Raw genomic sequence first — 24,708 nt, forward strand, 5'->3', positions numbered from 1 at the left:
GCGAGGGGGCTTGCCCCCGTTCGGCGGCGAAGCCGTCGCAAAAGCGGTGAACGCGATGTATCTGATAGGACCCTATGGCTGGTTATGGGGCCGCTTCGCTGCCCAACGGGGGCAAGCCCCCTCGCCACAGGTAAACCTCATCATGAATGAGGGTTTGACTTTTTACTGCGCGGCGATGCTGTACCCATCGAACGCAGTCTGCTGCTGCAGGGCGGTGATGATGTTCTTGCGGTTGACCGCTTGTTCGGCGCCGCTGTTGTCCAGGAACGTCTCGCTTTCCAGCTCCGCTTCTTCGCCTTCGCCCACGAAGGTGAAACCGAGGAACTCCAGGGCTTCGCGGTCGACGTTCAGGCGCGAGCGCGGGGTGCGCAACGGCAAGGTGACGCTGATGCCGTCCTTGCTGATGGTGAACACTTCGACTTCTTTCTTGGCCTTGGCGGCTTTGCTCTTGCCGCCGCTCGGGTTGCTGATGGCCTGGTGCGTCTGGTTCAGCACTTTCAGGGCCAGGCCGTAGACGATTTCCTGGAACGCCGGGTCGTCCTTGAAGCTGGACAGGATGCGGCTGATCGGGAATTTGCTGCTCAGGTCTTCGAGGGCAGCAATGTCGGCGGCTTCGGCGTCCTTGAGCTGCTTGAGCTGACCCATCAGTTCGTAGGCTTTGTCATCGTCGAAGCTGTCGTGGGCCTGGCGGATCGCAGCGCGCAGTTCGCGGATCTGGTCGCTTTCGCGGGTGGACTGGAAAGCGTCCAGCACCATCTCGCTGATGGTCTTGGCCTGGGGCACGTGCTGTGAAAGATTGATGGAGTTTTCGTATTCCGCTTTGGACGACAGGGTGACTACGGATTCAGCGGTGTTGGAATCGGACATTGAAATTTCACTACTTCTTTGAACTTGAATAGGGGCGAGAAAGCCCGGGGGCTTTTTCAGGCCGACTAATCTATTGGACCGGGGCGGCGTTGTCACGGATCAACAGGCGGCTGGTCATTTTTTTGCTCCCTCGATGGGCGCTAACGATCACGCGTTCGTTCTGGATAAACCGGAACACTGTAGGAGCGAGCCTGCTCGCGATGGACGTTAACGATGACGCGTTCATTCTGGATGAGCGCGGTGCGCTTGAGACCATCGCGAGCAGGCTCGCTCCCACAGTGTTTTTGGCTGTTCACAGATATTGCGTACATCCACTTACCTTGTGGGAGCGAGCCTGCTCGCGATGCAGGCGCCGCGGTCTGTCAGGCCTGCCGCGGTGTATTGAGGTTCATCGGGCGAGCCGCCAACGCAGTCGCTGTCTCCTCATCGATCGGCAACGAAAAACGAAACGTCGCCCCGCGCCCAGGCACATCGATCAACTGAATCTCGCGCCCGTGCAATTGCAGGATGCGATGCACGATCCGCAGCCCCAGCCCGCCATCACGCCGTGCGCCGCCAATATTGAACGGTCGCAGGAACAACCCCTCGCGCAGTTGCGGGGCGATGCCGGGGCCGGTATCGCTGACCGTGACTTCGATGAATGACCCTTGCGGGCGCAGGTCCAGTTCGACCTCGCCCCCTGGCGGGGTATGGCGCAGGGCATTGTCGAACAGGTTGGTCAGCACCCGCTCGATCAAGCCGAGATCGGCACAGGCCGCCGAGGCATTCGGCGCGAACGTGGCCTTGAGTTCGACTTTGCGCGCTTCGGCGGTGAGTTCGAATTTCTGGAAGATGTCCTGGGCCAGGTCAGTCAGGGAAAAGCGCTCCAGCACCGGCTGCACGAAGCCATGTTCCAGGCGCACCAGTTCCAGCAGCGACTGCGCCAGACCGCCGACCTTGCGGCTCTGGTCCAGCGCGATGCCCAGATAGCGACGGCGGTCGGCAGGGGACAGGGTGGCGTCCTTGAGCGACAGGGTTTCCAGATAGCCGTGCAGCGAGGCCAGCGGCGTGCGCAAGTCGTGGGAGATGTTCGCCACCAGTTCGCGGCGCTCCTGATCCTGGCGGGTCAACGAACGCCATTGTTCGCCCAGGCGTGCCTGCATCTGTCGGAACGCTGCATCGAGCACGGCGATTTCATCGTGGCTGGCGGCTTTTTCCACCACGACGGGCAGGGCCGGTGTGACCGGTACGCCATCGATGTCGAACTGGCTGACGGTTTCGGTCAGGCGGCGCAACGGCCGGGTGATCAGGGCAAACGCGGTGAGACCGGCGATCAGGCACAGCAGCGCCACCAGTCCGATGGACAACAGCGCTGTGTTGAGCGCCGCGCTGGTCGCACCGCGCTCAGCCAGGCGATCGTGATCTTCACCGAGCAGCACCACGTAGAGATAACCGGCCGGCTTGCCATCAACCTTCAGCGGTGCAGCGCTGAACACCTTGCGCGCATCGACGCTGCGCGGATCGTCGCCGAGGATGGGCAGGGCATCACCCCGCAGCAGGCGCTGGATTGGCGCCAGGTCGACCCGTTCGCGACGGATCCGGCCTTCGGGCGCGGCGCTGCCGACAATCTTGCCTGCGGAGTCGAGCAGGTACACCTCGACGCTCGGGTTGACCTGCATCAGTTTGCTGAACAGGTCACGCACGGCGTTGGGCATCAGGCCCTGGGTGTCCATCAGCACCGTGTCACTGGCGATGTGCTGCGCCAGGTCCCGGGACAGCCCTTGTACCACTTCCTGCTCATGCATCTGGTTGGAGCGCACCTGCAACCACGCCGAGGTGCCGCAGCACACCAGCAGCAGCACGGCGAACACCAGGGACAGGCGTTGCGTCAGGGTCAGCCTCATGGCTGCGGCTCCTCACCAGTGGCGAATTTGTAGCCGCGGCCCCAGACCGTGAGGATACGCACCGGCTGCGCCGGGTCAGCCTCGATCTTGGCGCGCAGGCGGTTGATGTGGGTGTTGACCGTGTGCTCGTAGCCTTCGTGGCTGTAGCCCCACACGGCATTGAGCAGGTCCATGCGCGAAAACACCTTGCCTGGCTGGCGGGCGAAGAAGTACAGCAAGTCGAATTCCCGGGGCGTGAGGTCCAGGCGACGGCCGTCGAGGGACACTTCGCGGGTGATCGGGTCGATGGCCAGACCGTCGGTGAGCAGGCTGCCGGCATCCATCTTCAGGTTGCGCGCCATGGCATCGACCCGGCGCAGCAGCGCCTTGACCCGGGCCACCAGTTCCAGCATGGAAAAGGGCTTGGCCAGGTAGTCGTCGGCCCCTAGTTCCAGGCCGAGAATCCGGTGCACTTCGCTGGAGCGCGCACTGGTGATGATGATCGGCGTGTAGCGCGCCATGGCGCGGGCGCGGCGGCAGATTTCCAGGCCGTCGACACCGGGCAGCATCAGGTCCAGGACCAGTGCGTCCCAGTTGCCTTGCTGCAGCAGGCGCATGCCTTCATCGCCATCGGCGCTGTGCACCACCTCGAACTGCTCGTCACGCAGGTGCAGGCAGATCAGGTCGGCAATGTGCATATCGTCCTCGACCACCAGGACGCGTTTGGTCTGTTCCATCCAGGTCAATCCTTCGGTGCAATGGGCGCATTGTGCGTAATGCCACTGTAGGAGCGAGCTTGCTCGCGAAAAACCTGAGGACGCCGCAGGGCGTCAGGTATCCCGCGTCATCGTTGGCCTCCATCGCGAGCAGGCTCGCTCCTACATTTGCATAGGCATTGTGCGGGTTTTTCGGGGTCCGAGTTATCACGAATTGTTTAACTTCCCGTGAGGATTTTGCGATCACCCAAAGCCTAGGCTGTATTCCATGAAACACCCTTGGATTTTTGGGAGACGAGCATGTTTTCACGACGGCAATTTCTTGTAGCGAGCGGCGGGCTGGGGATGACGGCCCTGGCGATCGGCCTGTTGCCGAAGTTTTCCACAGGCGCGGCATTGATCAGCGAGGCCAGCGCAGCGCAGGTATTCGAAGTGACCCACAGCGACAGCGAATGGCACGCGATCCTGACTGACGAACAGTACGACATCCTTCGCGAAGAGGGCACCGAACGGGCCTACAGCAGCCCGCTGAACAACGAGCACCGCGATGGCACCTTCGTCTGTGCCGGTTGCGAGCTGCCGCTGTTTTCCTCGGCCACCAAGTTCGACAGCCGCACCGGTTGGCCGAGTTTCTGGGCACCCCTGGACAAGGCCGTGGCAACCCGCCAGGACCGTGCGTTCGGCATGGTCCGCGAAGAGGTTCACTGCCGGCGCTGTGGCGGGCATCTGGGCCATGTCTTCGACGACGGCCCGAAACCCACCGGCCTGCGTTACTGCATGAACGGCTTGGCGATGAAATTCGTGCCGAAGACGGTGTGATTCCCTTCCTCTCACTTTTTGCAGGTAATCGCCATGTGGCTGCTGGTCCTCGCTTATCTCGGTGGTGTGCTGACGATTGTCAGCCCGTGCATTCTGCCGGTGTTGCCGTTTGTCTTCGCCCGCACCGGGCAACCCTTCGTCAAAAGCGGATTGCCGCTGCTGGTGGGGATGGCGCTGACCTTCGCACTGGTCGCCACGTTGGCGGCGGTGGGTGGTGGCTGGGTGGTGCAACTCAATCAGTACGGGCGCTGGCTGGCGCTGGTGTTCGTCGCGCTGTTCGGTCTGACGCTGTTGCTGCCGCAACTGGCCGAACGCCTGACCCGGCCGCTGGTGGCGGCGGGCAGTCGTTTGTCGGAAGCGGCGGGCGCCGATGCGCGGCCACGTCCCGGTGCTTCGTTGCTGATCGGCGTGGCCACCGGCCTGCTGTGGGCGCCCTGCGCCGGGCCGATTCTGGGCCTGTTGTTGACGGGTGCGGCACTGCAAGGGGCAAGTATCCAAACCACCTTTTTGCTGCTGGCGTACGCCGCGGGTGCTGCCACTTCCCTCGCGCTGGCCTTGTTGCTGGGCGGCAAAGTCTTCAGCGCGATGAAACGCTCCATCGGCGCGGGCGAATGGCTGCGTCGCGGCCTGGGCGCGGCGATGCTGGCCGGTGTGGCGGCGATTGCCCTGGGCCTGGACACGGGGGTTCTGGCGCGGTTTTCCACAGCGTCGACCGGCACAATCGAGCAAGCGCTGGTGGAAAAACTGAGCGGCAAGTTACCGCGTAACAGCGCTACGCCGAACACGACCTCCGAGGGCACGGTGCAAGTGGCCGAGCAAACCCCGGGCAGCTTGCCGGTCGAAGGCAACCTGCCGTCGCTGGAGGGCGCCGTGCAATGGCTCAACTCGCCACCCCTCGACGCCCAGGCCTTGAAAGGCAAGGTCGTGCTGGTGGATTTCTGGACCTACTCCTGCATCAACTGCCTGCGCGCGCTGCCCTATGTGAAAGCCTGGGCCGAGAAATATCGCGATCAGGGCCTGGTGGTGATCGGCGTGCATGCGCCGGAGTTTGCCTTCGAGCGCGACGTCAACAACGTGACCAAAGCCATGAAGGATCTGGGCATCACCTACCCGGTGGCCATCGATAACGAATTCAAGATCTGGCGCGCCTTCAACAACGAGTACTGGCCGGCGCATTACTTTGCCGACGCCCAGGGACGCATTCGTTATCACCACTTCGGCGAAGGCAAGTACGCCGAGTCGGAGCGAGTCATCCAGCAATTGCTGCGTGAGGCGGGTGCAACCAAGGTCGCGGACGGGCTGATCAACGCCAAGGCCGATGGCGTGCAAATGGCCCCGGACGACAACGAAGTGCAGTCGCCGGAAACCTACGTCGGCTACCAGCGTGCCGAGCACTTCGTGCCGGAAACCGCACTGGTGCCAGACAAGGTCGCGGCCTACAACCCGCCGGCGCAACTGGCCCTCAACGACTGGAGCCTGGGCGGCCAATGGCATGTCGGCCCGGAGCGGGCCACCGCCAGCGCACCGGCCAGCCGCATCGTCTATCGCTTCCACGCCCGTGATTTGCATTTGGTGCTCGGCCCTGGCGCCGATGGCAAACCGGTGCGCTTCAAGGTGCTGATCGACGGCAAGGCCCCCGGCGATGCCCATGGCATGGACGTGGCCCCCGACGGCAGCGGCACCGTGACCGACCAGCGCTTGTATCAACTGGTGCGCCAGAGCGGCGGCGTGACCGACCGGACCTTCAGTATCGAGTTTCTTGATCCGGGTGCGTCGGCTTACGCCTTCACCTTCGGCTGATTACTTTCCAACGCTTCAGGAGTTCGCCCCATGAAAACACTCTTTACCTGGCGCCGTACCCTGCTGGGGCTGGCGGCTGCCGGCATCATCAGCCAATGCTCGGCCTTCTCCTTCGGTGGCGCTGAAGAGGCGGTGGTCATTCCACCGCCGGCCCTCGACGAAACCACCCAGGCCCGCAGCGAAACTGCCGTGTTCGCCGGTGGCTGCTTCTGGGGCGTTCAAGGGGTGTTCCAGCATGTCAAAGGCGTGAAGAATGCCGTCTCCGGCTACGCGGGCGGGGCGGCCGATACCGCGCAATACGAGCGCGTCAGCGGCGGCAATACCGGCCATGCGGAATCGGTCGAAGTCACTTTCGATCCATCTCAGGTCAGCTATGGCACCTTGTTGCAGATCTACTTTTCAGTGGCCCATAACCCGACCGAACTCAACCGCCAGGGGCCGGACAGCGGCACCCAGTATCGCTCGGCGATCTTTACCAAAAGCACTGAGCAGCGACGGGTCGCACAGGCCTACATCACCCAGCTCGACGCCGTCCATGCCTTCGACAAACCGATCGTGACCAAACTCGAAACCTTCAACGGGTTCTACCCGGCGGAAGAGGAACATCAGGACTTCCTGACCGAGCATCCGACCTATCCATACATCGTGATCAACGATTTGCCGAAGGTCGCGCAGTTGAAGCAGCTGTACCCGAATCGTTATCAGGAACAACCGGTGCTGGTGAAGGCGGGGATGTAAATGGCGATCAGCGACTGCATGGCCCGTTCGGTCGGCTAGTGCTTGCCCCACCTCTGTACGGCGAATTCGACGAAACGCCGCAGTTTCGGCAAACGGTGGCGATCCTGGGCATAGACCAGGTGCATCGGCCGACTGGGCGGGCAGTAGTCGGGCATCAAGGCCAACAGCTTTCCGTCCTTGAGGTCCTGTTCGACCAAGGCATCGGGCATCATCACGATGCCCATGCCGGTTCGCGCTGCCTGATGCAGTCCGGCCGAACTGTTGATCAGCATCGGCCCGCTGACCCCCACGCTGACTTCACCATCGGGACCGGCCAGACGCCATTCCTTTTGCACCGATTGCCAGTCATCGCCGGCCGGATAGGCAAAGGACAGGCAGTCATGGTGACGCAGGTCTTCAGGCGTTTGCGGTGTACCCCGACGGGTCAGGTACTCCGGTGACGCGCACATGGTCAGGGTGTAGTCGATCAGCGGGCGGGCGATCAGGCTGGAGGGTTCCAGCGCGCCGAGGCGAAACGCCACATCGAGGCCGTTTTCCAGCAGATCCGGGCGTCGGTTGGTCAGTACCACGTCGAGTTTCACCCGTGGGTTTAGCCGGCTGAACTCGCTCAGTGCCGGCGCCAGGCGTTCGGTACCGAAGGTCAAGGGCGCGGTGATGCGCAAGATGCCGCTCGGTTCGTCCAGCGCCTGCTCGGCCAGGCGCTCGGAATCGGCAACCAACCCCAACACTTCCAGACAGCGCTGGTAATACGCGGCACCGAATTCGGTCAGCCGCTGGCGCCGCGTCGTGCGGTTGAGCAGGCGCACACCCAGCCGTTGTTCCAGGGCCTTGAGGTGGTTGCCGACCATGGTCGTGGACATTTCGCACTGCAAAGCGGCGGCGGTCATGCTGCCGGTCTCCACCACTTTCACGTAGACGGTCATTGCCTGGAACAGATCCATTATCAAGCTCGGCTTTTAAATGATTGAAGTTTTACGGTGTTTATCCAGCTCTGGTGGCTAACCATACTGCAAAAACACCGACCCTTGCTGGAGCTTGATGTCATGACCGCCGCCTGCCTGATGAGCACTTACCAACCCTTGGCCTTGAGTTTCAACAAGGGCCTGGGCACTCGCCTGTGGGATCAGGCCGGTCGCGAATACCTGGATGCGGTCGCCGGTGTGGCGGTGACCAATGTTGGCCACTCCCACCCGAAAATCGTTGCCGCCATCGTTGAACAGGCCGGGTTGCTGCTGCACACGTCGAACCTCTACAGCATCGACTGGCAACAACGGCTGGCGCAAAAACTGACGCGGCTGGCGGGCATGGACCGGGCGTTTTTCAACAACTCCGGGGCCGAAGCCAACGAAACCGCACTGAAAATCGCCCGGCTGCATGGCTGGCACAAGGGCATCGAGCAGCCGCTGGTGGTGGTCATGGAGAACGCGTTCCATGGCCGTACCCTCGGCACCTTGTCTGCCAGCGATGGCCCGGCGGTGCGCCTGGGTTTCAACAAGCTGCCGGGGGACTTCGTCAAAGTCCCGTTCGGCGACCTCAATGCGCTGGACAAGGTGCAACAGGCCCACGGCTCGCGGATCGTGGCAATCCTGATGGAGCCGATCCAGGGCGAAAGCGGCGTGCAGCTGGCGCCACCGGGATACCTCAAGGCCGTGCGCGAACTGTGCAACCGGCGCTCATGGCTGTTGATGCTCGATGAAATCCAGACCGGCATCGGCCGCACCGGCCAGTGGTTCGCGTTCCAGCACGAAGGCATCGTCCCGGACGTCATGACCCTGGCCAAAGGCCTGGGCAACGGCGTGCCCATCGGCGCCTGCCTGGCCCGTGGCAAGGCGGCCGAGCTTTTTACGCCGGGCAGCCACGGCAGCACCTTCGGTGGTAATCCGTTGGCCTGCCGGGTCGGATGCACCGTGCTGGATATAGTTGAGGAACAAGGCCTGCTGGAAAACGCCCGGCTTCAGGGGGAACGCCTGCTCGAAAGATTGCGCACAGAATTGGCGGGCAACCCGAACGTCTCGCAAATCCGCGGCCAGGGTCTGATGATCGGCATCGAACTCAAGCAACCGATCCGCGACCTGAGCCTGATCGCCGCCCGGGATCACGGCCTGCTGATCAACGTCACGCGGGGCAAAACCATTCGCCTGCTACCGCCGCTGACCATTGATGAGCGGGAGGTGGAAATGATTGTCAGGGGGGTGAGTCGGGTGGTGAAAGCGGGCTGAGGCTCTGCTCAGTAATGGTATCGGCACATAACGACGCGTATTTCGCCGTCTTCAACGGCGTAGACCAGTCGATGTTCGGCCGTAATCCGGCGTGACCAGAATCCGCTCAAGTTATGCTTGAGCGGTTCGGGTTTTCCCAGACCGTCGAAAGGCTCACGCTGGATAGCTTTGATCAACAGGTTGATACGTTTGAGCCCTGCCTTATCGTTCTGCTGGAACCAGAGATAATCGTCCCAGGCTTCAGGAGTGAACTCGATATTCATTCTTCAATCAGTTGCCTGGTTTTGGTTTTGCCCGCTCGCAGGTTGGCGATGGACTTGATCAGGCGTTCGGCATTGGCGGGGGAGCGGAGCAGGTAGGCCGTCTCTTCGAGAGCGTTGTATTCAGCCAATGACATCATCACCACCGGCTCGCCTTTCTGACGCGTTACCAGTAGCGGGGCGCGATCTTCATTCACCCGGTCCATGGTTTGCGCCAGGTGAGCCCGAGCGTTGGTGTAGTTGATGGTTTCCATGTGATTGTCCTCGCTTGATGCAGAGAACGTACAGAAATGAGTACATGTTGGCAAGGCGATACCTACGAGTGGTTGTTACGTGGAAAGTGCATCCACGCTTGTATCGAGTATCGCCGAATGTTCCTCAGGACGTTTCCGTGACTGATGTAATCCCATTCTGAGCTACACGCCATCCATCAGGATTGTCCGACCGCAGCTGCGAATATTTACGAGTGATGAACCATCGCCGCGATCTCCTTCCGATCCCGCAGACGGATTTTCGCACCGCAAAACTCCTCGAACAGTCGTTGATGCGCCGCAAACCCACTTGACCCCTGCCGCTGGCGATAACTGCCTGCCCACTCAAGCAAGGCGATCAGCAACAGGTCCTGCTCATCACGCCCGGCCTCACGTTGTCGAATGTTGGCCATGCAATCCTCGTCCCCGACGCTCAGCCATATCAGCGCAGTCGCCTGTGGCAGGATTTCGCGGGCGATCCAGCCATACACGCCTTCGATCACCCAGCGCTCCTGGTCCGCCGCAATCCGCGCCATGGCCAATGCTTCGGCGCGGGGACGGGGGATGCTGTGTTCGTCGGACAGCCAGTGAATCCGGTCGAGATCGGTCCAGGGCACACGCAGTTGCTCGGCCAGCCGCTGCGCCAGCCAGCTCTTGCCGGAACCGGAATTACCGATGATCAGGGTTCGGGTGAGGTCCATATCGAGTTGCCTCTGCCTATGTGCCTGACGAGGATCACTGTGGGAGCGAGCTTGCTCGCGATGACTGACTCAAAGCCAACATTGATGTCGACTGATACACCGCCATCGCGAGCAAGCTCGCTCCCACAGGGGGCTATACCTTTAGTCCTCACTCTCCGGCGCCATCATCCGCGTCTTCGGCGAGCCATTGGCGTTGTACTGAAAAATGTCCTGCGGCTGACCTTTTTCATTAAAGAACACCTGCCCAATCCCCGCCGAATTCCATAGCCGTTCACCGGCTTCGGCGTGTTCGGGCACATGCGGCACGATGCGCATGCGTCGTCGTTTGGTCAGCCAGTTCAGCGGTGAACGTGGTGAGTACAGCCAGCGGTTGAGGCGGTCGAACCACTCGAGCAGGGTGGCCGGGAATTCGTTCTTGATGCCGCTGCTGGTGATCTGCCAGATGCGCGGCCCGGCCTTGCGGTGGCGGATCAGCACTTCGTAGACGAAGGAGTAGTGCACATCGCCCGACAGCACCACGTAGTTACCCGGTGTGCGCGAGTGGCGGAAAATGTTCAGGATCACCTGTGCCGCACCGCGATGGGCCATCCAGTTTTCCGCGTCCACCAGCAGTGGATAACCGCACCAGCTGAAGATTCGCTGCACGGTTTCAATCAGCTTGACGCCGAAGATCGGCGCCGGCGAAACGATGATCGCACTCGGGTGGTCCAGCAGTTCCTGTTGCAGTTCGCTCAGGGCTTCCCAGTCGAGCAGACCGGAAGGCTGCTTGAGGTTCATTTCGCTGCGCCAGCGCCGGGTGCGGGTGTCGATCACCACCATGGCCGGGGTGGTTGGCAGCACGTAATGCCAGTGCTGAAACTTCAGCAGATCACTGATCAAATCATCCTGAACCGTGCTGTCGAGGTGACTCTGGTGTGCGCTGGTGCTCAACGCACCGGCCTTTTCCAGCAGGGCACCAAACGCATCCGGATTGTTGCCCCAGCCCTGGCACAGCATGTACGCCAGCAGCGCGTTGCCGATGATGCGCCGGGAGAACGGATGGCCGTAGGCCGTTTCCTCCCATTGCGCGCTAAGGTTCCAGTCATCGGTGATGTCGTGGTCGTCGAAAATCATCAGCGTCGGCAGATGCGCCAGTGCCCGGGCGACGTTGCCCAGGCCTGCCTTGAAAGCATCGATGCGCGTCTGTTCAAGGTCGTAGCGCTTGAGCCTTTCCGGCGTCAGCGTCGGTGCCTGGGGCGCGATCAGGGTCCAGGGCACTGGCGACCAGACCAACAAGTACATAGCCATCACTTCGGCGAAGGTCACCAGGTGATTGTCGGCGCTGCTGCTGGTGAAAATCGGCTTGCGTGCACCACCGAAAAAACGCTCGCGCAGGGTTTCATTGCTTTGCAGCGCCGGCAGCAGATCGGCGCGGTGGTAGTAACTGGCCGGATGCTCGTAGAGCCTGGCGCTGTCGCTGACCACCGCGCCTTCGAGGTGTTCCCCGAATAGACCCAGACGCTTGATCAAGGCGTGAATCGCCCGCAACATCGGCCCCGCGACATCGTCGGCGTAGACCTGATCGCCGGTCATCATCAGCAGTGCCGGGCGGTCCTTGGCGCTGTGTTCTTGCGCCAGCAACTGGTCGACGCAGAGCAAGCCGTCTGCCGCCGGGTGATGAGGCTTGCGGCAAGAGCCGTGCAGCAACTGATCGACCCGTGCGCGCAGGACGAAGTTCGGGCAACGGGCATCGCCATACATCAGGTGCGGCGCCCAGTCGGCGATGCCTTTTTCTGTGCCATCGATCAGCAGGTCATAGTCGATCGACTCGTCCCGGGGCAGGGCGCAATCGAGTTGCACATCGATCAAGTGCACATAGGCATGTGCACCCACTGCAATTACCGTGCATTGCCCCGCATCGAGACGGATATCACCGACGCCCTGCAAGCGCAAGGTCAGCGCCAGTGCCCGGGAACCCACCAGCCACAGTACCAGCCGCGTGGGCTCTAGACGCCGCAACAGCGGGCCCGCCAGGACCGGGGGCAGGGCATTATCATCAGGCAGTGGCAGCGTGTCGGACATCCGGCTTCAAGACTCTTGGGGCGTGGCGGGCGATGATAGCGCAGGTGGCGGCGGGACTGGCTGGAGCGATCCCGTTTCTGCCTGTCACCAAATGAAAAGCCATTGTCGTCTGATGAGAAGCGTCCTGACAGGCCTCGTCCTACAGTCCAATCAACGCAATTCGATGCAACACGCCCATATGGCAGATTGGAGAATAAGAAAAATGGCAAAAGCCGTACGCTTCTACGAAACCGGTGGTCCCGAAGTCCTGCGTTATGAGGACGTCGAAGTCGGCGAACCCGGTCCCGGCCAGGTTCGGCTTCGTCATGTGGCAGTTGGCCTGAACTATGCCGACACCTATTTCCGTAACGGTACCTATGCGATCCCGTTGCCCAACGGCATGGGTGTCGAGGCCTCTGGGGTAGTCCAGGCCGTTGGTGAAGGGGTCACCAACGTCGAGGTCGGTGATCGCGTCACCTACACCGGTTTCCTCAACACCCTCGGCGCCTACAGCACCGAGCGCCTGATTCCGGCCGCGCCGCTGATCAAGCTGCCGGAAACCATCAGCTTCGAGACCGCCGCCGCGATGACCATGCGCGGTTTGACGTCCTCGTACCTGATGCGCCGCATCTACGACTTCAAACCGGGCGACAGCATCCTGTTGCATGCCGCCGCCGGCGGTGTCGGTCTGATCGTTTCGCAGTGGGCCAAGTTGCTGGGCCTGAACGTGATCGGCACGGTGTCGACCGAGCAAAAGGCGGAAATCGCCCGGGCTCACGGTTGCGACCATACGATCAATTACAGCCATGAAGACGTCGCCGCTCGCGTTCGCGAATTGACCGACGGCGTGGGCGTCAACGTGGTGTTCGACAGCGTTGGCAAGAACACCTTCATGGGTTCGCTGGATTCGTTGAAACCCCGTGGCCTGATGGTCTGCGTGGGTACCGCTTCCGGCCCGATCCCGGCGTTCGACCCGGTGATGCTGGCGATGAAAGGCTCGCTGTTCCTGACCCGTCCGGCCCTGGCCAACTACATCAGCGACCCGGCCGAAAAAGCCGCCCTGGCTGGCGAGTTGTTCGACCACGTCGGCAGCGGCCGGATCAAGATCGAGATCAACCAGCACTACGCCTTGCAGGATGCCGTGCAGGCCCATCGCGACCTTGAATCTCGCAAGACTACCGGCTCTTCGATTTTCGTCGTTTAAGGAGCGGCCAGCCATGAAAGTCGAACAATTGACCTGCAGCATTGGCGCCGAACTGATCGGCGTCAACCTGGCCGACGCGGTGCATGACGACGGTCTGTTTGCCGAGATTCGTGCCCAGTTGCTCAAGCACCGCGTGGTGTTCCTGCGAGACCAGGACATCACCCGCGCCGAGCACGTGGCCTTCGCCCGGCGCTTCGGCGAGCTGGAAGATCATCCGGTGGCCGGCAGCGATCCGGATCATCCGGGTTTGGTGCGGATCTACAAGAATCCGGACCAGCCGATGGACCGCTACGAAAACGCCTGGCACACCGATGCCACCTGGCGCGAAGCACCGCCGATGGGTTGCGTGCTGCGTTGCGTGGAATGCCCGCCAGTGGGCGGCGACACCATGTGGGCCAACATGGTCCAGGCCTATGCGAACTTGCCGGAAGACGTAAAGGTCAAGATCGCTGACCTGCGCGCCCGTCACAGCATCGAAGCGAGCTTCGGTGCCGCCATGCCGATTGAAAAACGCCTGGCGCTCAAGGCGATGTACCCGGACGCCGAGCACCCGGTGGTGCGCACCCATCCGGAAACCGGCGAGAAGGTGCTGTTCGTCAACGCCTTCACCACCCACTTCAGCAACTACCACACCCCTGAGCGGGTGCGCTTCGGCCAGGACGCCAACCCCGGCGCGGGCGAGTTGCTGCGCTACCTGATCAGCCAGGCATACATCCCCGAGTATCAGGTGCGCTGGCGCTGGAAGCCCAACAGCATCGCCATCTGGGACAACCGCAGTACCCAGCACTACGCCGTCATGGATTACCCGCCGTGCCATCGCAAGATGGAGCGTGCCGGGATTATCGGCGACAAGACGTTCTGATCGAACGCCACCTGCGTCGCACTCGCAGCATTCGCACTCGTAGCATTTGCATTCGTAAACATGTCCGCCCGGCACGACCCCGGGTGGACGGAACAATCATAAGAACTGGCATAAGAACTGGAGTAACCATGCAATTCTTCGACGATTCCCTGCACCCGGAAAACATGGAAAAGGTAGTCATTACCGTGGCCCCGTACGGCCCGGAGTGGATGCCCGAAGACTTCCCGGAAGACATCCCGTTGACCATGGATGAGCAAGTCCAGAAAGCGGTCGAATGCTACGAAGCCGGCGCCACCGTGCTGCACCTGCATGTGCGTGAACTGGACGGCAAGGGCTCCAAGCGCCTGTCGAAGTTCAACGAACTGATCGCCGGTGTGCGTGAAGCCGTGCCGGACATGATCATCCAGGTCGGCGGCTCGATTTCCTTCGCTCCGGAAAGCGATGGCGAAGCGGCCAAGTGGCTGTCCGACGACACTCGCCACATGCTGGCCGAGCTGACGCCGAAGCCGGACCAGGTCACGGTCGCGATCAACACCACGCAAATGAACATCATGGAGTTGTTGTACCCGGAGTACCTGAAAGGCACTTCCCTGGACAACCCGTTGATCCACGCCGCCTACAGCGAAATGACCGTACCGGCAGGTCCGGGCTGGGTTGCCGAGCACCTCAAGCGCCTGATGGACAACGGCATCCAGCCACACTTCCAGTTGACCGGCATGCACGCCATGGAAACCCTCGAGCGCCTGGTGCGCCGTGGCGTCTACAAGGGCCCGCTGAACCTGACCTGGATCGGCATCGGCGGCGGTTTCGACGGCCCGAACCCGTTCAACTTCTTCAACTTCATCCACCGCGCGCCGGACGGCTGCACCCTGACCTCCGAATCGCTGCTCAAGAACGTCATGCCGTTCAACACCATGTCGATGGCCATGGGCATGCACCCGCGCGTGGGCAATGAAGACACTATCATTGACCACAAGGGCGATCGTTTCGGCTCGGTTGCGCAGATCCAGCAAACCGTGCGTATTGCCCATGAACTGGGCCGTGAAATCGCCACCGGCAAAGAAGCCCGCGAGATCTACCGCATCGGCGTGCAGTACGAAACCATCGAAGAGACCCTGTTGGCCAACGGCATGGCCCCCAACCGCAAGGCTGGGCAGAAAGGTACGCCACAACGCGGCTGACTGAGGGTCGGGACGAGAGGCCGTGACCTCTCGTCCGCCCGACCGTTACACGCTTGATAACAAAAATAAAACAAAGCTCTTGAGGAGGCTGCATGGCCTTTCACCCAATAGCCGCTGACGATGACGACTCCAGCGGAGTCGGCGTTGCGCGCCAATATGCCTGGATCGTCTTTGCCTTGACGTTCGGCCTGTTGATTTCCGATTACATGTCGCGTCAGGTACTGAACGCGGTGTTCCCGCTGCTCAAGACTGAGTGGGCGTTGAGCGACGGACAGCTCGGTTTGCTCAGCGGCATCGTTGCCCTGATGGTCGGCCTGCTGACGTTTCCGCTGTCGTTGATGGCCGACCGTTTCGGCCGGGTCAAGAGCCTGGCGCTGATGGCGTTCCTGTGGAGCGTGGCGACCCTGGGTTGCGCGCTGGCTCAGGACTACCAGCAGATGTTCATCGCGCGGTTCATGGTCGGCGTCGGCGAAGCCGCCTACGGCAGCGTGGGCATCGCGGTCGTGATTTCGGTGTTCCCCAAACACATGCGCGCCACCCTGGCCAGTGCCTTCATGGCTGGCGGGATGTTCGGTTCGGTGTTGGGCATGGCTTTGGGCGGTGCGATTGCCGCCAAGCTGGGCTGGCGCTGGTCGTTCGCCGGCATGTCGCTGTTTGGCCTGTTTCTGGCGGTGCTTTACCCGCTCATCGTCAAGGAAGCGCGCATTGCGCCACAACGTGCCGCGCAGATTGCGAACAAGACGGCTGCGGCGGTCAAGCGTCCGCTGCGCACGCTGTGGTCCAGCCGTTCGGTGGTGTCGACCTACATCGCCAGCGGTTTGCAGTTGTTCGTCGGCGGTACGGTGATGGTGTGGATTCCCAGCTACCTCAACCGCTACTACGACATGCCCACCGACAAGGCCGGCGGCATGGCGGCAATCATCGTGTTGTGCAGCGGTGCGGGGATGATTCTGTGCGGCATGTTGAGTGATCGTCTGTGTCGCAACTCGCCGGAGCGCAAGGTCAGCCTGGCCATTGGTTTTTGCCTGGGCAGTTGCCTGCTGCTGTCGGCAGCGTTCGCATTGTCGGCAGGGCCTGTGCAACTGGCGCTGATCTGTCTGGGCATGGCGATTGCCACCGGCACCACTGGCCCCGCCGGTGCGATGGTTGCCAACCTGACCCATTACTCCGTCCACGGTACGGCGTTCGCCACGCTGACCCTGGCCAATAACCTGCTGGGGCTGGCCCCCGGGCCGTTCCTGACTGGCCGCGTGTCCGACCTCATCGGTCTGCATGCCGCGTTTCAACTGGTGCCACTGGTCAGCCTCGCGGCGGCGGCGGTGTTCTTTTATGCCAAGTGTCATTACCACAAAGATATTGCCCGGCTTGAGGGTCATAGCGTGCCTGAGCCCGTCAGTGCAGTCGGGATAGAGGTGAAGTTGTGAGTCGTCGTTTACGTATTGATGTGTTTTTCGATTTTATCTGCCCTTGGTGCCTGATCGGCAAACGCCAACTCGAACATGCGCAGGTGCAGTTTCGCAGTCGTCACCCGGACGTGCAGATCACTACGGTGTGGCATGGCGTGCAGTTGCTGCCGCAGATACCGGTAGAAGGTGAACCTTTCGCCGATTTCTACCGCAAGCGTCTGGGCAATGCCGACGCGGTGGCCATGCGTCAGAACCAGGTACAGCAGGCTGCCAGTGCAGTCGGACTGGCCATCGACCTCAGCCGTATCGAGACGATGCCCAACACCGCGGACGCCCATCGCTTGTTCGAGCGTGCCAGCGCACTGGGCAACGCCAGTCAGCGTGAAATGTTGCTCGAACGGCTGTTCGCCGCTTATTTCCTCAGGCGCGAAAATCTCGGCTGTCGTGAGACCTTGCTCGCCATTGCTCACTCCTGCGGCATCGCCCCGGACGGGCTGCTCGATTGCCTGAAGGGCGATGCCACGCCGTTTGAAGGATCCCCCGACGCGACCAGTGGCGTGCCGAGCTTCAAGTTCGACAACCGCATGACGGTGATCGGCGCACAGCCTGCTCAGGCGCTGCTCGGGGCCATGAACGAGGCCCTCAAGGAAAGTGATCGCGAGCGGCAACCGGCATGACCCGGCGTATTCCCGTACCTGCCGGCAAACACCCGCAGGCCGGCGGCCGGGCGCTGTTCGAATTCGAAGACAAAAGCCTGGCGCTGTTTAACGTTGACGGGCAGTTGTTCGCCATTGACGACAGCTGCCCGCACCAGGGTTCCTCGTTGTGTGGCGGGCGTCTTGAGGGGCGGGTGATTCAATGCCTCGCCCATGGTTTGCGCTTCGATTTGCGCAGCGGCTACATGCTCAATTCCACCCAGGTCAAAGTCACCCACTACCCGGTCGAGACCATCGACGGCCAGGCGTTTATCGTCATTGCATCCGAGGAGAACGCGCCATGAGCGCCATTGCTCTTACCCGCATCCACAGTCGCACGCGCGAACTGGCACCGGGGCTTATCGTCAGCCTGATCGTGGCGGCCGCCGCGTCGTTTTTGTCCGAGCACTACGGTGCGCCGGTCATGCTGTTCGCCTTGTTGTTGGGCATGGCCCTGAATTTTCTCGCCGATGACGGGCCGTGCAAGGCCGGCATCGAGTTCACCGCCCGCACGGTGCTGCGCATCGGCGTGGCGCTGCTGGGCATGCGCATCACCCTGGAGCAAATGGCGGCGCTGGGCTGGAAGCCGATAGCGCTGGTGGTGATCCTGGTGGTGGTGACCATCAGCGTGTCTGTGATCGCCGCCAAGGCTTTGGGCTTCCAGCGCCTGTTCGGCATGCTCACCGGCGGCGCGACGGCCATCTGCGGCGCCTCGGCGGCCCTGGCGCTGGCGGCGGCGCTGCCGAACCATCCGCAGAAAGAACGCGCCACACTGTTCACCGTCATCGGCGTCTCGGCGCTGTCGACTCTGGCGATGATCGTCTACCCGATGATCGCCAACTGGCTGGAGTTGTCGCCGCAGGTCGCAGGCGTATTCCTCGGCGCCACGATCCACGACGTGGCCCAGGTGGTCGGCGCCGGCTACAGCATGTCGACCGAGACCGGTGACACCGCCACTGTGGTCAAGCTGATGCGAGTTGCGATGCTGCTGCCGGTGATCGTCACCGCGGCGATGATCACCCGCATGCAAGGCGCCGACCCGACCGGCAAGCGCCCGCCGCTGTTGCCGTGGTTCGCCGTCGGCTTTCTGATACTGGCCTGCATCAACAGCACCGGCTGGATAGCGCCGGCGGTGCAAGGATCGGTCAACGAACTGTCGCGCTGGTGCCTGGTGATTTCCATCAGTGCCCTGGGCATGAAGACCCGGCTCAGGGAGCTGGCGGCGGTCGGAATCAAGCCGATTCTGCTGATGGTGGGGGAGACGGTGTTCCTGGTGGTGCTGGTGCTGTTGTTGCTGCGCTGGGGTTTCTAGGCATCACGAAACCTGTGGGAGCGAGCTGTGGCGAGGGGGCTTGCCCCCGTTTGAGTGCGCAGCACTCACAAGATCTTCGATACGTCGGAAATTTTGGGGCTGCTTCGCAGCCCAACGGGGCGGTGCGGCGTTCCGACAAGCCCCCTCGCCACAGCTCGCTCCCACAAGGGACTCAATTCCAAATTCGCTCTTTTCGGCGACTGTACCAGCAGTCGCCGTTTTTTTTTGCCGGGCTGTCAGGACGGCTTCGTCCCCGCCTGTTTCTGCGCCCGCCACGTCGCCGGCGGCATACCAAACTGGCTGATAAACCACCGCGTAAACGAACTCGCCATCGAGTAGCCGAGCATGTCGGCAATGCGGCTGAGGGAGTAGTTGGGGTTGTCCAGGTAACGTAGCACCAGATCTCGGCGCACGTCGTTGATCACGTCGTTGAAGGCGCAGCCGTCATCCTTGAGGCGGCGTTGCAGGGTGCGCACGTTCATGCCCTGGCTTTGGGCGACTTGTTCGATGGTGGCGCGCCCCATGGGCAGCAACAGGTAGATGGCCTTGCGCACCTCGAACAGCATCGAGGCGCCTTCGTGGTTCTGCAGCGAGTCGAGGTAGCCCTGGGCATAGCGGGCCATGGCCGGGTCGGCATTGGGGTTGGTCATGTCGAGGCTGACGTCCGGGCAGACGATGCCGTTGAACTCGCTGCCGAACTCCAGGTTGCAGCCGAACAGGCGGCGGTGCAGGTGCAGGTTGTCCGGTGGCTGGTGCATGAAGTTGACGCTGTAGGGGTGCCAGTGCGAGCCGAGCAGGGCCGAGCACAACCGGAACATCACGCCGATGGCCAGCTCCGTGGCCTGGCGGCTGGGCATGGGCGTTTCGGTGACCACCTCTTCGCGAATGATCACCATCTTGCCGGCCTCTTCGATGAAGATCGCCAGCGAGTCGTTCATCAGGTGTCGGTAATCCACCACGACCTGCAAGGCATCGCGCAGGGTGCGCTGGTGGCTGAGCAGCAGGCTGACCACGCCGAAGTCCGAGAGCTGGCGCGACTCGGCCATGCTCAGGCCGAAGGTCTGGCAGCCGCTGGCGGCGGCCGAGTCTTCCAGCAACCGCACGGCGGCATCGATCTGGATGCGGTGTTCAGGGGCTTGCAGTTGGGCCCTGCTCAGGCCGACAGCGGCCAGCACGTCGCGCGGGTTGAAACCCAGGTACTGGGTGACCTCCAGGTAGTTGGTCAAGACAGCGGCGCGAACAAGCTTGGTCATGCGAAAGTCTTCCCTGGGCCGATGGCGGTTGGCGTGAGCGTGGCGACTATATCCAGCGTATCAACAGTTGAACAGTTGTCATGTCGTTGATGGATTTCGTGCTGTCCGGCCACCCATCCTCTACGCTGCAGGGAGCGATCAGCGCTCATCCGTTGATTACAGTGACCTTGCGCCAACCTGGGGGATTTCTCGACCAGCGGTCGCGGCGACCGAGTGTCCGACAATTTGTCATCAAAAGAAAAGTGCCTGACGTCCAATGTAAAGCGCTTAGGGTGGGCGCTCTTTAATGTCGACCCTACAAAAAGCCCCTGGCGAAAACAGCCAGTCGAGTTATCGAGAAAGCGAAGGTGTTGACCGTGGACAAACTGCAAACTGCCGCCACCATTCTGATCGTTCCGGGTCTGCGCGAGCACGTGGCCGAACATTGGCAAACATTGCTTGCAGCCAGGCTGAGCAACGTACGCAGTGTTGCGCCGCTTACGACCGACAAGCTCGACTGCATGGCCCGTGTCCGGGCGATTCAACACGAACTCGAGCAGATCGACGGGCCCGTGATTCTGGTGGCCCACAGCGCCGGCGTGCTGATGGTCGCGCACTGGGCTGCGCACTACAGCCGTCCGATCAAGGGCGCCTTGCTGGCCGCGCCACCGGACCTCGATGCGGTCTGGCCGGCAAACTATCCTTCTTCCGAAACCCTGCGTAGCCAGGGCTGGAATCCTCTGCCACAAGGCCCGCTGCCATTTCGCAGCATCGTGGCCGGCAGCACCAACGATCACCTTGCCAGTCTTGCTGCGGTCACCCGCATGGCAGAAGGCTGGGGCGCCGAATTGCTCGATCTGGGCGATGTCGGCCATCTCAATCCGGCCGCAGGATTTGGCCACTGGCAGCAAGCCGAAGCACTCATCCTGGAGCTGGATCGCTAGTACAAGGAGCTGGACTGGCAGTACGCCACCGGCATTTGCCCTCATTCCTTAAACGCAAACCCAGAGAGGCTTGCGCGAGGGCGGCTGCGCTTAAAACAAATACAAAAAGGCGGAGACAACGCAATGCACAACAATAAGAGTCACGGCTGCACCGTAGCGCGCTACACCTTGCTGGCCTCGGCCATTCTGGCTGTCATCGCGCCGGCGGCCCATGGGTTCGAGCTCGATCTGGGCAATCCGGACTGGACCGCGCGTCTGGATAACACCGTGAAGTACAACTACGGCGTGCGCACCGAAAGCGCCGACAAACGCATGTTGGGAACGCCGAACAACAACGACGGCGACTACAACTTCCGCAAGGCCGGCACCAACATCACCAACCGTATCGACCTGTTGACCGAAATGGACGTGGTCTACAAGAACGCCATGGGCTTTCGCGTCAGCGCCGCCAGCTGGTACGACAAGGCCTATGACAACACTGGTTCCAATTCCAACCCGTTCGTCAACGGCAACGATGCGCGTTCGGGCCTGATCGCCAACGACCCGCGCCTGGCCGGGGTCACCCATGACAACGTCGGCAATGGCAGCTCGCACCTGAGCAACTATGCCCAGCGCTACTACAGCGGTCCTTCGGGCGAAATCCTCGATGCCTTCGTGTTCTACAGCACCGAAGTGGGCGAGGAGTCGATGCTCAGCGTCAAGGCCGGCCAGCACAACGTGTTCTGGGGCGAGACCATTCTCAACCCGGTGCACTCGGTCAGCTACGGCCAGTCCGGCCTCGACCTGGCCAAGCTGGCCGCGTCGCCGGGCACCGAAGCCAAGGAACTGTTTGTTCCGCGTAACCAGTTGTCGATGTCGTTCACCGTCAATCCCGAGTTGACCGTGGGTGCCCAGTACTTCCTCGATTGGGACGCCGCGCGTCTGCCGGAAGCCGGTACTTACTACGGTGGTTCCGACCTGGTCGGCTTTGGTGCGCAATCGTTCCTGCTCGGCAACACCAACGGCGTGGTGCCTGGCAGTCCGTTGGGTTGTGGCCTGGCGCCGTGCAACGCGTTGACCAACGTGCGTCGCGGCCATGACCTGACACCGGGCAGCAGCGGCGACTGGGGCATCATGGCCAAGTGGTCACCGGCCTGGCTGGATGGCACCCTCGGCGTTTACTACCGCGAAACCTCGGAAATCCTGCCGCAAGCCTTTCTGGACGCCAGGGGCATCACCTCGGCCAACCCGAACGGCACCCGGCCGGCAGGGCAAGTGCCGGCGGTGATCAACACCCTCAATTCGCTGGACACCGCCACCTATCAGATGGCCTATGCCGACAACATCAAGATCGTCGGCCTGAGCCTGTCCAAGGACGTGGGCGGGATCAGCGTCGGTTCGGACCTGAACATCCGTCACAACATGCCGCTGGCCAGTATCCCGGCGATCGTCAGTACCCGCAGCCCGCTGGGCCTGGGGCAAGGGCTTGGTCTGCTGCCTGCTCGTACCGACGCCACCGGTGTGGTCTACGACACCCCGAGCCGCGGCGACAGCATGAGCGCCACCGGTGACACCTTGCACTGGACGCTCAACGGTCTGATGACCCTGCCGAAAACGCCGGTGTTCGATCAGGCAACCGTGCTTGCCGAGCTGTACTACAGCAACCTGCTCAAGCTCGATAGCAAGAACGAAGCTCTCTACAAGGGCAAGGACAGCTATCGCGGTATCGACGCGCCGACCCGGGACAACTGGGGCATCGCGGTCAACTTCACACCGACCTGGTACCAGGTGTTTCCCGGTGTCGACCTCAACGCGCCGATGTCGGTCAACGTCGGTCTCGCCGGCGTGTCACCGGTCTCCGGTGGCGGTGCCAAGGACACCGGCAACTATGCCGTGGGCGTCGGTGCCGTTGTGTACAACAAATACTTCGTTGACCTGAAGTACGTGGACTCCTTTGGCCAGACCGACAAGTGCAACACCAGCGGTGTGAGTACCGGCCCGACCGGCGGTGACGGCTCCACCCCGAACGCCTTTAGCGGCAACGAAAACTACGCCTGTTTCGCCGGTGGCTACTCGTCCTTCTCCGGAGGTGGTGCCACGACTGAGGACCGTGGCGCGGTGTACCTGACGATGAAAACAACCTTTTGATTCACCACTGATTTGCTCAATGCAAGCAGGAGAATAACAAGATGAAATTCGCACAAACCGTGTTGGCCGCTTCGCTGGCCATGGTCCTTGCCGCCCAGGCACAGGCCGCTGTTTCAACCCAGGAAGCTGCCAAACTGGGCACCAGCTTGACACAGGCAGGCGCTGAAAAAGCCGGGAACGCTGATGGTTCCATTCCTGCCTACAACGGTGGCCTGACCACGCCGCCGGCCAGTTTCAAAGCCGGTGACAGCATGCGCCCGGACCCGTTTGCCAGTGAAAAGCCGGTACTGGTGATCGACGGCAAGAACGTCGATCAGTACAAGGGCCTGCTCACGGCGACCACGGTAGAACTGGCCAAGCGTTTCCCGACGTTCCGTGTCGACGTGTTTCCGACGCACCGCACTGTGTCGCTGCCCCAGGCGATTCTGGATAACGGCGTGAAGAACGCCAGTGGCGCCAAGTCCCTGGAAGGTGGCCTGGCCATCGACAACGTCCTGCCGGGCATTCCGTTCCCGATTCCGCAGTCGGGCAACGAAGCGATGTGGAACTTCCTGTTGCGCTACCAAGGCGTCAGCATCAGCTCCAAGTACGACTCCTGGAACGTTGACTCCGCGGGCGTTCCTAGCCTGGCGACCACCGGGCAGGCGAACATCTCCTACCCGATCTATGAAAACCTCTCGCAGCCGATCAGCAGCGCCGATGTGTACTACCAAATGAAGCTGGCGTACACCGGCCCTGCGCGCCGCGCCGGTGAGGCGATCATGCTCAAGGACGCCGCCAATCCGTTGCAGCAACCGCGCCGCGCCTGGCAGTACTTGCCGGGGCAGCGTCGAGTGAAACTGGCGCCGAGCCTGGCCTACGACACGCCCAACCCGGGCACCGCGGGTGCGGGCACCTACGATGACGTGTTCGTGTTCAACGGTGCACTGGATCGCTACGACTGGAAACTGGTCGGCAAGCAGGAAATGATCGTGCCCTACAACACCTACAAGCTGACCTACGTGCAGGATCCGAAGTCGCTGACCACGGCCAATCACCTGTCACCGGACTTCGTGCGTTGGGAAAAACACCGCGTGTGGGTCGTCGAAGGCAACCTCAAGGCCGGTGCCCGTCACATCTACGCCAAGCGCCGCTTCTACCTCGACGAAGACAGCTGGACCGCTTTGGCCTCGGATCAATATGACGCCCGTGGTCAGCTTTATCGTGGTTCGTTTGCCTTCCTGAGCCAGAGCTACGACAAGCAGGTGCCGGATTCGACGCCCTTCATGATCTACGACCTGGTCGGTGGTTCGTACAACATCAACGGCGTAGTCGGCCCTTACGGCGGCATCAAGTACATCGAGCCGCTCTCCAAGGCGCAGTGGTCGTCGGAATCCCTCGCCGGCGCCGGCATTCGCTAAGCCAAACGCATTGTGTAGGAGCGAGCTTGCTCGCGATGAACCAGAGGGCGACGCGGGCATCCAGACAGCACG

Annotated in this window: 23 protein-coding genes; 14 read left to right on the plus strand and 9 right to left on the minus strand. The window is 61.9% G+C overall.

What is annotated here, in order from left to right; genetic code table 11:
* Positions 1–162 precede the first annotated feature (162 nt).
* The 3 genes from KW849_RS10745 to KW849_RS10755 all read right to left on the minus strand — a co-directional run bounded on the left by KW849_RS10745 (position 163) and on the right by KW849_RS10755 (position 3,466).
* Positions 163–867 carry a hypothetical protein gene (locus tag KW849_RS10745; RefSeq protein ID WP_008018881.1) on the minus strand — a complete coding sequence of 235 codons (705 nt, stop codon included), beginning with the start codon at positions 865–867 and terminating at the stop codon, positions 163–165.
* 362 nt (positions 868–1,229) lie between these two features.
* Positions 1,230–2,750 (minus strand): HAMP domain-containing sensor histidine kinase, encoded by a 1,521-nt coding sequence (locus KW849_RS10750; RefSeq protein ID WP_218429402.1) that lies wholly within the window; start codon positions 2,748–2,750, stop codon positions 1,230–1,232.
* Positions 2,747–3,466 carry a response regulator transcription factor gene (locus KW849_RS10755; protein ID WP_008000098.1) on the minus strand — a complete coding sequence of 240 codons (720 nt, stop codon included), beginning with the start codon at positions 3,464–3,466 and terminating at the stop codon, positions 2,747–2,749. Before KW849_RS10755 ends, KW849_RS10750 begins: the two co-directional genes overlap by 4 nt.
* Before the next feature lie 279 nt (positions 3,467–3,745).
* Here KW849_RS10755 and msrB point away from each other — a divergent pair, with 279 nt between their 5' ends.
* Genes msrB through msrA form a run of 3 tightly spaced genes read left to right on the plus strand, consistent with a single transcriptional unit; the run spans position 3,746 to position 6,802 of the window.
* Positions 3,746–4,264 (plus strand): peptide-methionine (R)-S-oxide reductase MsrB, encoded by a 519-nt coding sequence (gene msrB, locus KW849_RS10760; RefSeq protein ID WP_108218294.1) that lies wholly within the window; start codon positions 3,746–3,748, stop codon positions 4,262–4,264.
* A 33-nt stretch (positions 4,265–4,297) separates the two neighbouring features.
* Positions 4,298–6,064: a cytochrome c biogenesis protein DipZ gene (locus tag KW849_RS10765; RefSeq protein ID WP_218429403.1), complete on the plus strand. Its 1,767-nt coding sequence runs from the start codon at positions 4,298–4,300 to the stop codon at positions 6,062–6,064.
* A 30-nt stretch (positions 6,065–6,094) separates the two neighbouring features.
* Positions 6,095–6,802 carry a peptide-methionine (S)-S-oxide reductase MsrA gene (gene msrA, locus KW849_RS10770; protein ID WP_218429404.1) on the plus strand — a complete coding sequence of 236 codons (708 nt, stop codon included), beginning with the start codon at positions 6,095–6,097 and terminating at the stop codon, positions 6,800–6,802.
* A 35-nt stretch (positions 6,803–6,837) separates the two neighbouring features.
* Here the strand turns inward: msrA and KW849_RS10775 are convergent, their stop codons facing one another.
* Positions 6,838–7,743, minus strand: a complete 906-nt coding sequence (locus KW849_RS10775) for a LysR family transcriptional regulator (protein ID WP_218429405.1) — start codon at positions 7,741–7,743, stop codon at positions 6,838–6,840.
* A 102-nt stretch (positions 7,744–7,845) separates the two neighbouring features.
* On the opposite strand from KW849_RS10775, the gene KW849_RS10780 reads away from it, so the two are divergent.
* Positions 7,846–9,021, plus strand: a complete 1,176-nt coding sequence (locus tag KW849_RS10780; protein ID WP_218429406.1) for an aspartate aminotransferase family protein — start codon at positions 7,846–7,848, stop codon at positions 9,019–9,021.
* Positions 9,022–9,029: 8 nt separating this feature from the next.
* Here the strand turns inward: KW849_RS10780 and KW849_RS10785 are convergent, their stop codons facing one another.
* The 4 genes from KW849_RS10785 to KW849_RS10800 all read right to left on the minus strand — a co-directional run bounded on the left by KW849_RS10785 (position 9,030) and on the right by KW849_RS10800 (position 12,294).
* Complete coding sequence (locus KW849_RS10785; RefSeq protein ID WP_015093589.1) at positions 9,030–9,284, minus strand: Txe/YoeB family addiction module toxin; 255 nt, start codon at positions 9,282–9,284, stop codon at positions 9,030–9,032.
* On the minus strand, positions 9,281–9,535 hold the full coding sequence (locus KW849_RS10790; protein WP_218429407.1) for a type II toxin-antitoxin system prevent-host-death family antitoxin: 255 nt from the start codon (positions 9,533–9,535) through the stop codon (positions 9,281–9,283). The genes KW849_RS10785 and KW849_RS10790 overlap by 4 nt, the downstream gene beginning before the upstream one ends.
* A 206-nt stretch (positions 9,536–9,741) precedes the next feature.
* Positions 9,742–10,233, minus strand: coding sequence for an adenylate kinase (locus KW849_RS10795; RefSeq protein ID WP_218429408.1), 492 nt, complete (start codon positions 10,231–10,233; stop codon positions 9,742–9,744).
* 141 nt (positions 10,234–10,374) lie between these two features.
* A complete protein-coding gene (locus tag KW849_RS10800; protein WP_218429409.1) occupies positions 10,375–12,294 on the minus strand; it encodes an alkaline phosphatase D family protein in 1,920 nt (639 codons plus the stop codon).
* A gap of 202 nt (positions 12,295–12,496) precedes the next feature.
* Here KW849_RS10800 and KW849_RS10805 point away from each other — a divergent pair, with 202 nt between their 5' ends.
* The 7 genes from KW849_RS10805 (at position 12,497) to KW849_RS10835 (ending at position 18,933) form a co-directional block, all read left to right on the plus strand.
* Positions 12,497–13,477: a quinone oxidoreductase gene (locus KW849_RS10805; protein WP_218429410.1), complete on the plus strand. Its 981-nt coding sequence runs from the start codon at positions 12,497–12,499 to the stop codon at positions 13,475–13,477.
* 13 nt (positions 13,478–13,490) lie between these two features.
* Positions 13,491–14,339, plus strand: coding sequence for a TauD/TfdA family dioxygenase (locus tag KW849_RS10810; RefSeq protein ID WP_108229043.1), 849 nt, complete (start codon positions 13,491–13,493; stop codon positions 14,337–14,339).
* 128 nt (positions 14,340–14,467) lie between these two features.
* The gene (locus KW849_RS10815) at positions 14,468–15,520 is read left to right on the plus strand and encodes a 3-keto-5-aminohexanoate cleavage protein (RefSeq protein ID WP_046040235.1); all 1,053 of its coding nucleotides are present in this window, start codon (positions 14,468–14,470) and stop codon (positions 15,518–15,520) included.
* A 92-nt stretch (positions 15,521–15,612) separates the two neighbouring features.
* On the plus strand, positions 15,613–16,944 hold the full coding sequence (locus tag KW849_RS10820; protein ID WP_218429411.1) for an MFS transporter: 1,332 nt from the start codon (positions 15,613–15,615) through the stop codon (positions 16,942–16,944).
* On the plus strand, positions 16,941–17,603 hold the full coding sequence (locus KW849_RS10825; RefSeq protein ID WP_218429412.1) for a DsbA family oxidoreductase: 663 nt from the start codon (positions 16,941–16,943) through the stop codon (positions 17,601–17,603). The genes KW849_RS10820 and KW849_RS10825 overlap by 4 nt, the downstream gene beginning before the upstream one ends.
* Positions 17,600–17,926, plus strand: a complete 327-nt coding sequence (locus tag KW849_RS10830) for a Rieske 2Fe-2S domain-containing protein (RefSeq protein ID WP_218429413.1) — start codon at positions 17,600–17,602, stop codon at positions 17,924–17,926. Before KW849_RS10825 ends, KW849_RS10830 begins: the two co-directional genes overlap by 4 nt.
* The gene (locus KW849_RS10835; RefSeq protein ID WP_218429414.1) at positions 17,923–18,933 is read left to right on the plus strand and encodes a YeiH family protein; all 1,011 of its coding nucleotides are present in this window, start codon (positions 17,923–17,925) and stop codon (positions 18,931–18,933) included. The genes KW849_RS10830 and KW849_RS10835 overlap by 4 nt, the downstream gene beginning before the upstream one ends.
* A gap of 236 nt (positions 18,934–19,169) precedes the next feature.
* Here the strand turns inward: KW849_RS10835 and KW849_RS10840 are convergent, their stop codons facing one another.
* Complete coding sequence (locus tag KW849_RS10840; protein WP_218429415.1) at positions 19,170–20,186, minus strand: AraC family transcriptional regulator; 1,017 nt, start codon at positions 20,184–20,186, stop codon at positions 19,170–19,172.
* A gap of 356 nt (positions 20,187–20,542) precedes the next feature.
* Between KW849_RS10840 and KW849_RS10845 the strand changes: the two genes are divergently transcribed.
* The 3 genes from KW849_RS10845 (at position 20,543) to KW849_RS10855 (ending at position 24,636) form a co-directional block, all read left to right on the plus strand.
* Positions 20,543–21,109 (plus strand): alpha/beta hydrolase, encoded by a 567-nt coding sequence (locus KW849_RS10845; RefSeq protein ID WP_218429416.1) that lies wholly within the window; start codon positions 20,543–20,545, stop codon positions 21,107–21,109.
* Positions 21,110–21,232: 123 nt separating this feature from the next.
* On the plus strand, positions 21,233–23,236 hold the full coding sequence (locus tag KW849_RS10850) for a DUF1302 domain-containing protein (protein ID WP_218429417.1): 2,004 nt from the start codon (positions 21,233–21,235) through the stop codon (positions 23,234–23,236).
* A 41-nt stretch (positions 23,237–23,277) separates the two neighbouring features.
* Positions 23,278–24,636 carry a DUF1329 domain-containing protein gene (locus KW849_RS10855; protein ID WP_218429418.1) on the plus strand — a complete coding sequence of 453 codons (1,359 nt, stop codon included), beginning with the start codon at positions 23,278–23,280 and terminating at the stop codon, positions 24,634–24,636.
* The last annotated feature ends 72 nt before the right edge of the window (positions 24,637–24,708 follow it).

The sequence above is a fragment of the Pseudomonas sp. PDM26 genome, assembly GCF_019219185.1.
Lineage (GTDB): Bacteria > Pseudomonadota > Gammaproteobacteria > Pseudomonadales > Pseudomonadaceae > Aquipseudomonas.

Coding starts and splice junctions, on each gene's coding strand:
- KW849_RS10745 (WP_008018881.1), bottom strand. CDS start 867: ATGTCCGATTCCAACACCGCTGAATCCGTAGTCACCCTGTCGTCCAAA.
- KW849_RS10750 (WP_218429402.1), bottom strand. CDS start 2,750: ATGAGGCTGACCCTGACGCAACGCCTGTCCCTGGTGTTCGCCGTGCTG.
- KW849_RS10755 (WP_008000098.1), bottom strand. CDS start 3,466: ATGGAACAGACCAAACGCGTCCTGGTGGTCGAGGACGATATGCACATT.
- msrB (WP_108218294.1), top strand. CDS start 3,746: ATGTTTTCACGACGGCAATTTCTTGTAGCGAGCGGCGGGCTGGGGATG.
- KW849_RS10765 (WP_218429403.1), top strand. CDS start 4,298: ATGTGGCTGCTGGTCCTCGCTTATCTCGGTGGTGTGCTGACGATTGTC.
- msrA (WP_218429404.1), top strand. CDS start 6,095: ATGAAAACACTCTTTACCTGGCGCCGTACCCTGCTGGGGCTGGCGGCT.
- KW849_RS10775 (WP_218429405.1), bottom strand. CDS start 7,743: ATGGATCTGTTCCAGGCAATGACCGTCTACGTGAAAGTGGTGGAGACC.
- KW849_RS10780 (WP_218429406.1), top strand. CDS start 7,846: ATGACCGCCGCCTGCCTGATGAGCACTTACCAACCCTTGGCCTTGAGT.
- KW849_RS10785 (WP_015093589.1), bottom strand. CDS start 9,284: ATGAATATCGAGTTCACTCCTGAAGCCTGGGACGATTATCTCTGGTTC.
- KW849_RS10790 (WP_218429407.1), bottom strand. CDS start 9,535: ATGGAAACCATCAACTACACCAACGCTCGGGCTCACCTGGCGCAAACC.
- KW849_RS10795 (WP_218429408.1), bottom strand. CDS start 10,233: ATGGACCTCACCCGAACCCTGATCATCGGTAATTCCGGTTCCGGCAAG.
- KW849_RS10800 (WP_218429409.1), bottom strand. CDS start 12,294: ATGTCCGACACGCTGCCACTGCCTGATGATAATGCCCTGCCCCCGGTC.
- KW849_RS10805 (WP_218429410.1), top strand. CDS start 12,497: ATGGCAAAAGCCGTACGCTTCTACGAAACCGGTGGTCCCGAAGTCCTG.
- KW849_RS10810 (WP_108229043.1), top strand. CDS start 13,491: ATGAAAGTCGAACAATTGACCTGCAGCATTGGCGCCGAACTGATCGGC.
- KW849_RS10815 (WP_046040235.1), top strand. CDS start 14,468: ATGCAATTCTTCGACGATTCCCTGCACCCGGAAAACATGGAAAAGGTA.
- KW849_RS10820 (WP_218429411.1), top strand. CDS start 15,613: ATGGCCTTTCACCCAATAGCCGCTGACGATGACGACTCCAGCGGAGTC.
- KW849_RS10830 (WP_218429413.1), top strand. CDS start 17,600: ATGACCCGGCGTATTCCCGTACCTGCCGGCAAACACCCGCAGGCCGGC.
- KW849_RS10835 (WP_218429414.1), top strand. CDS start 17,923: ATGAGCGCCATTGCTCTTACCCGCATCCACAGTCGCACGCGCGAACTG.
- KW849_RS10840 (WP_218429415.1), bottom strand. CDS start 20,186: ATGACCAAGCTTGTTCGCGCCGCTGTCTTGACCAACTACCTGGAGGTC.
- KW849_RS10850 (WP_218429417.1), top strand. CDS start 21,233: ATGCACAACAATAAGAGTCACGGCTGCACCGTAGCGCGCTACACCTTG.
- KW849_RS10855 (WP_218429418.1), top strand. CDS start 23,278: ATGAAATTCGCACAAACCGTGTTGGCCGCTTCGCTGGCCATGGTCCTT.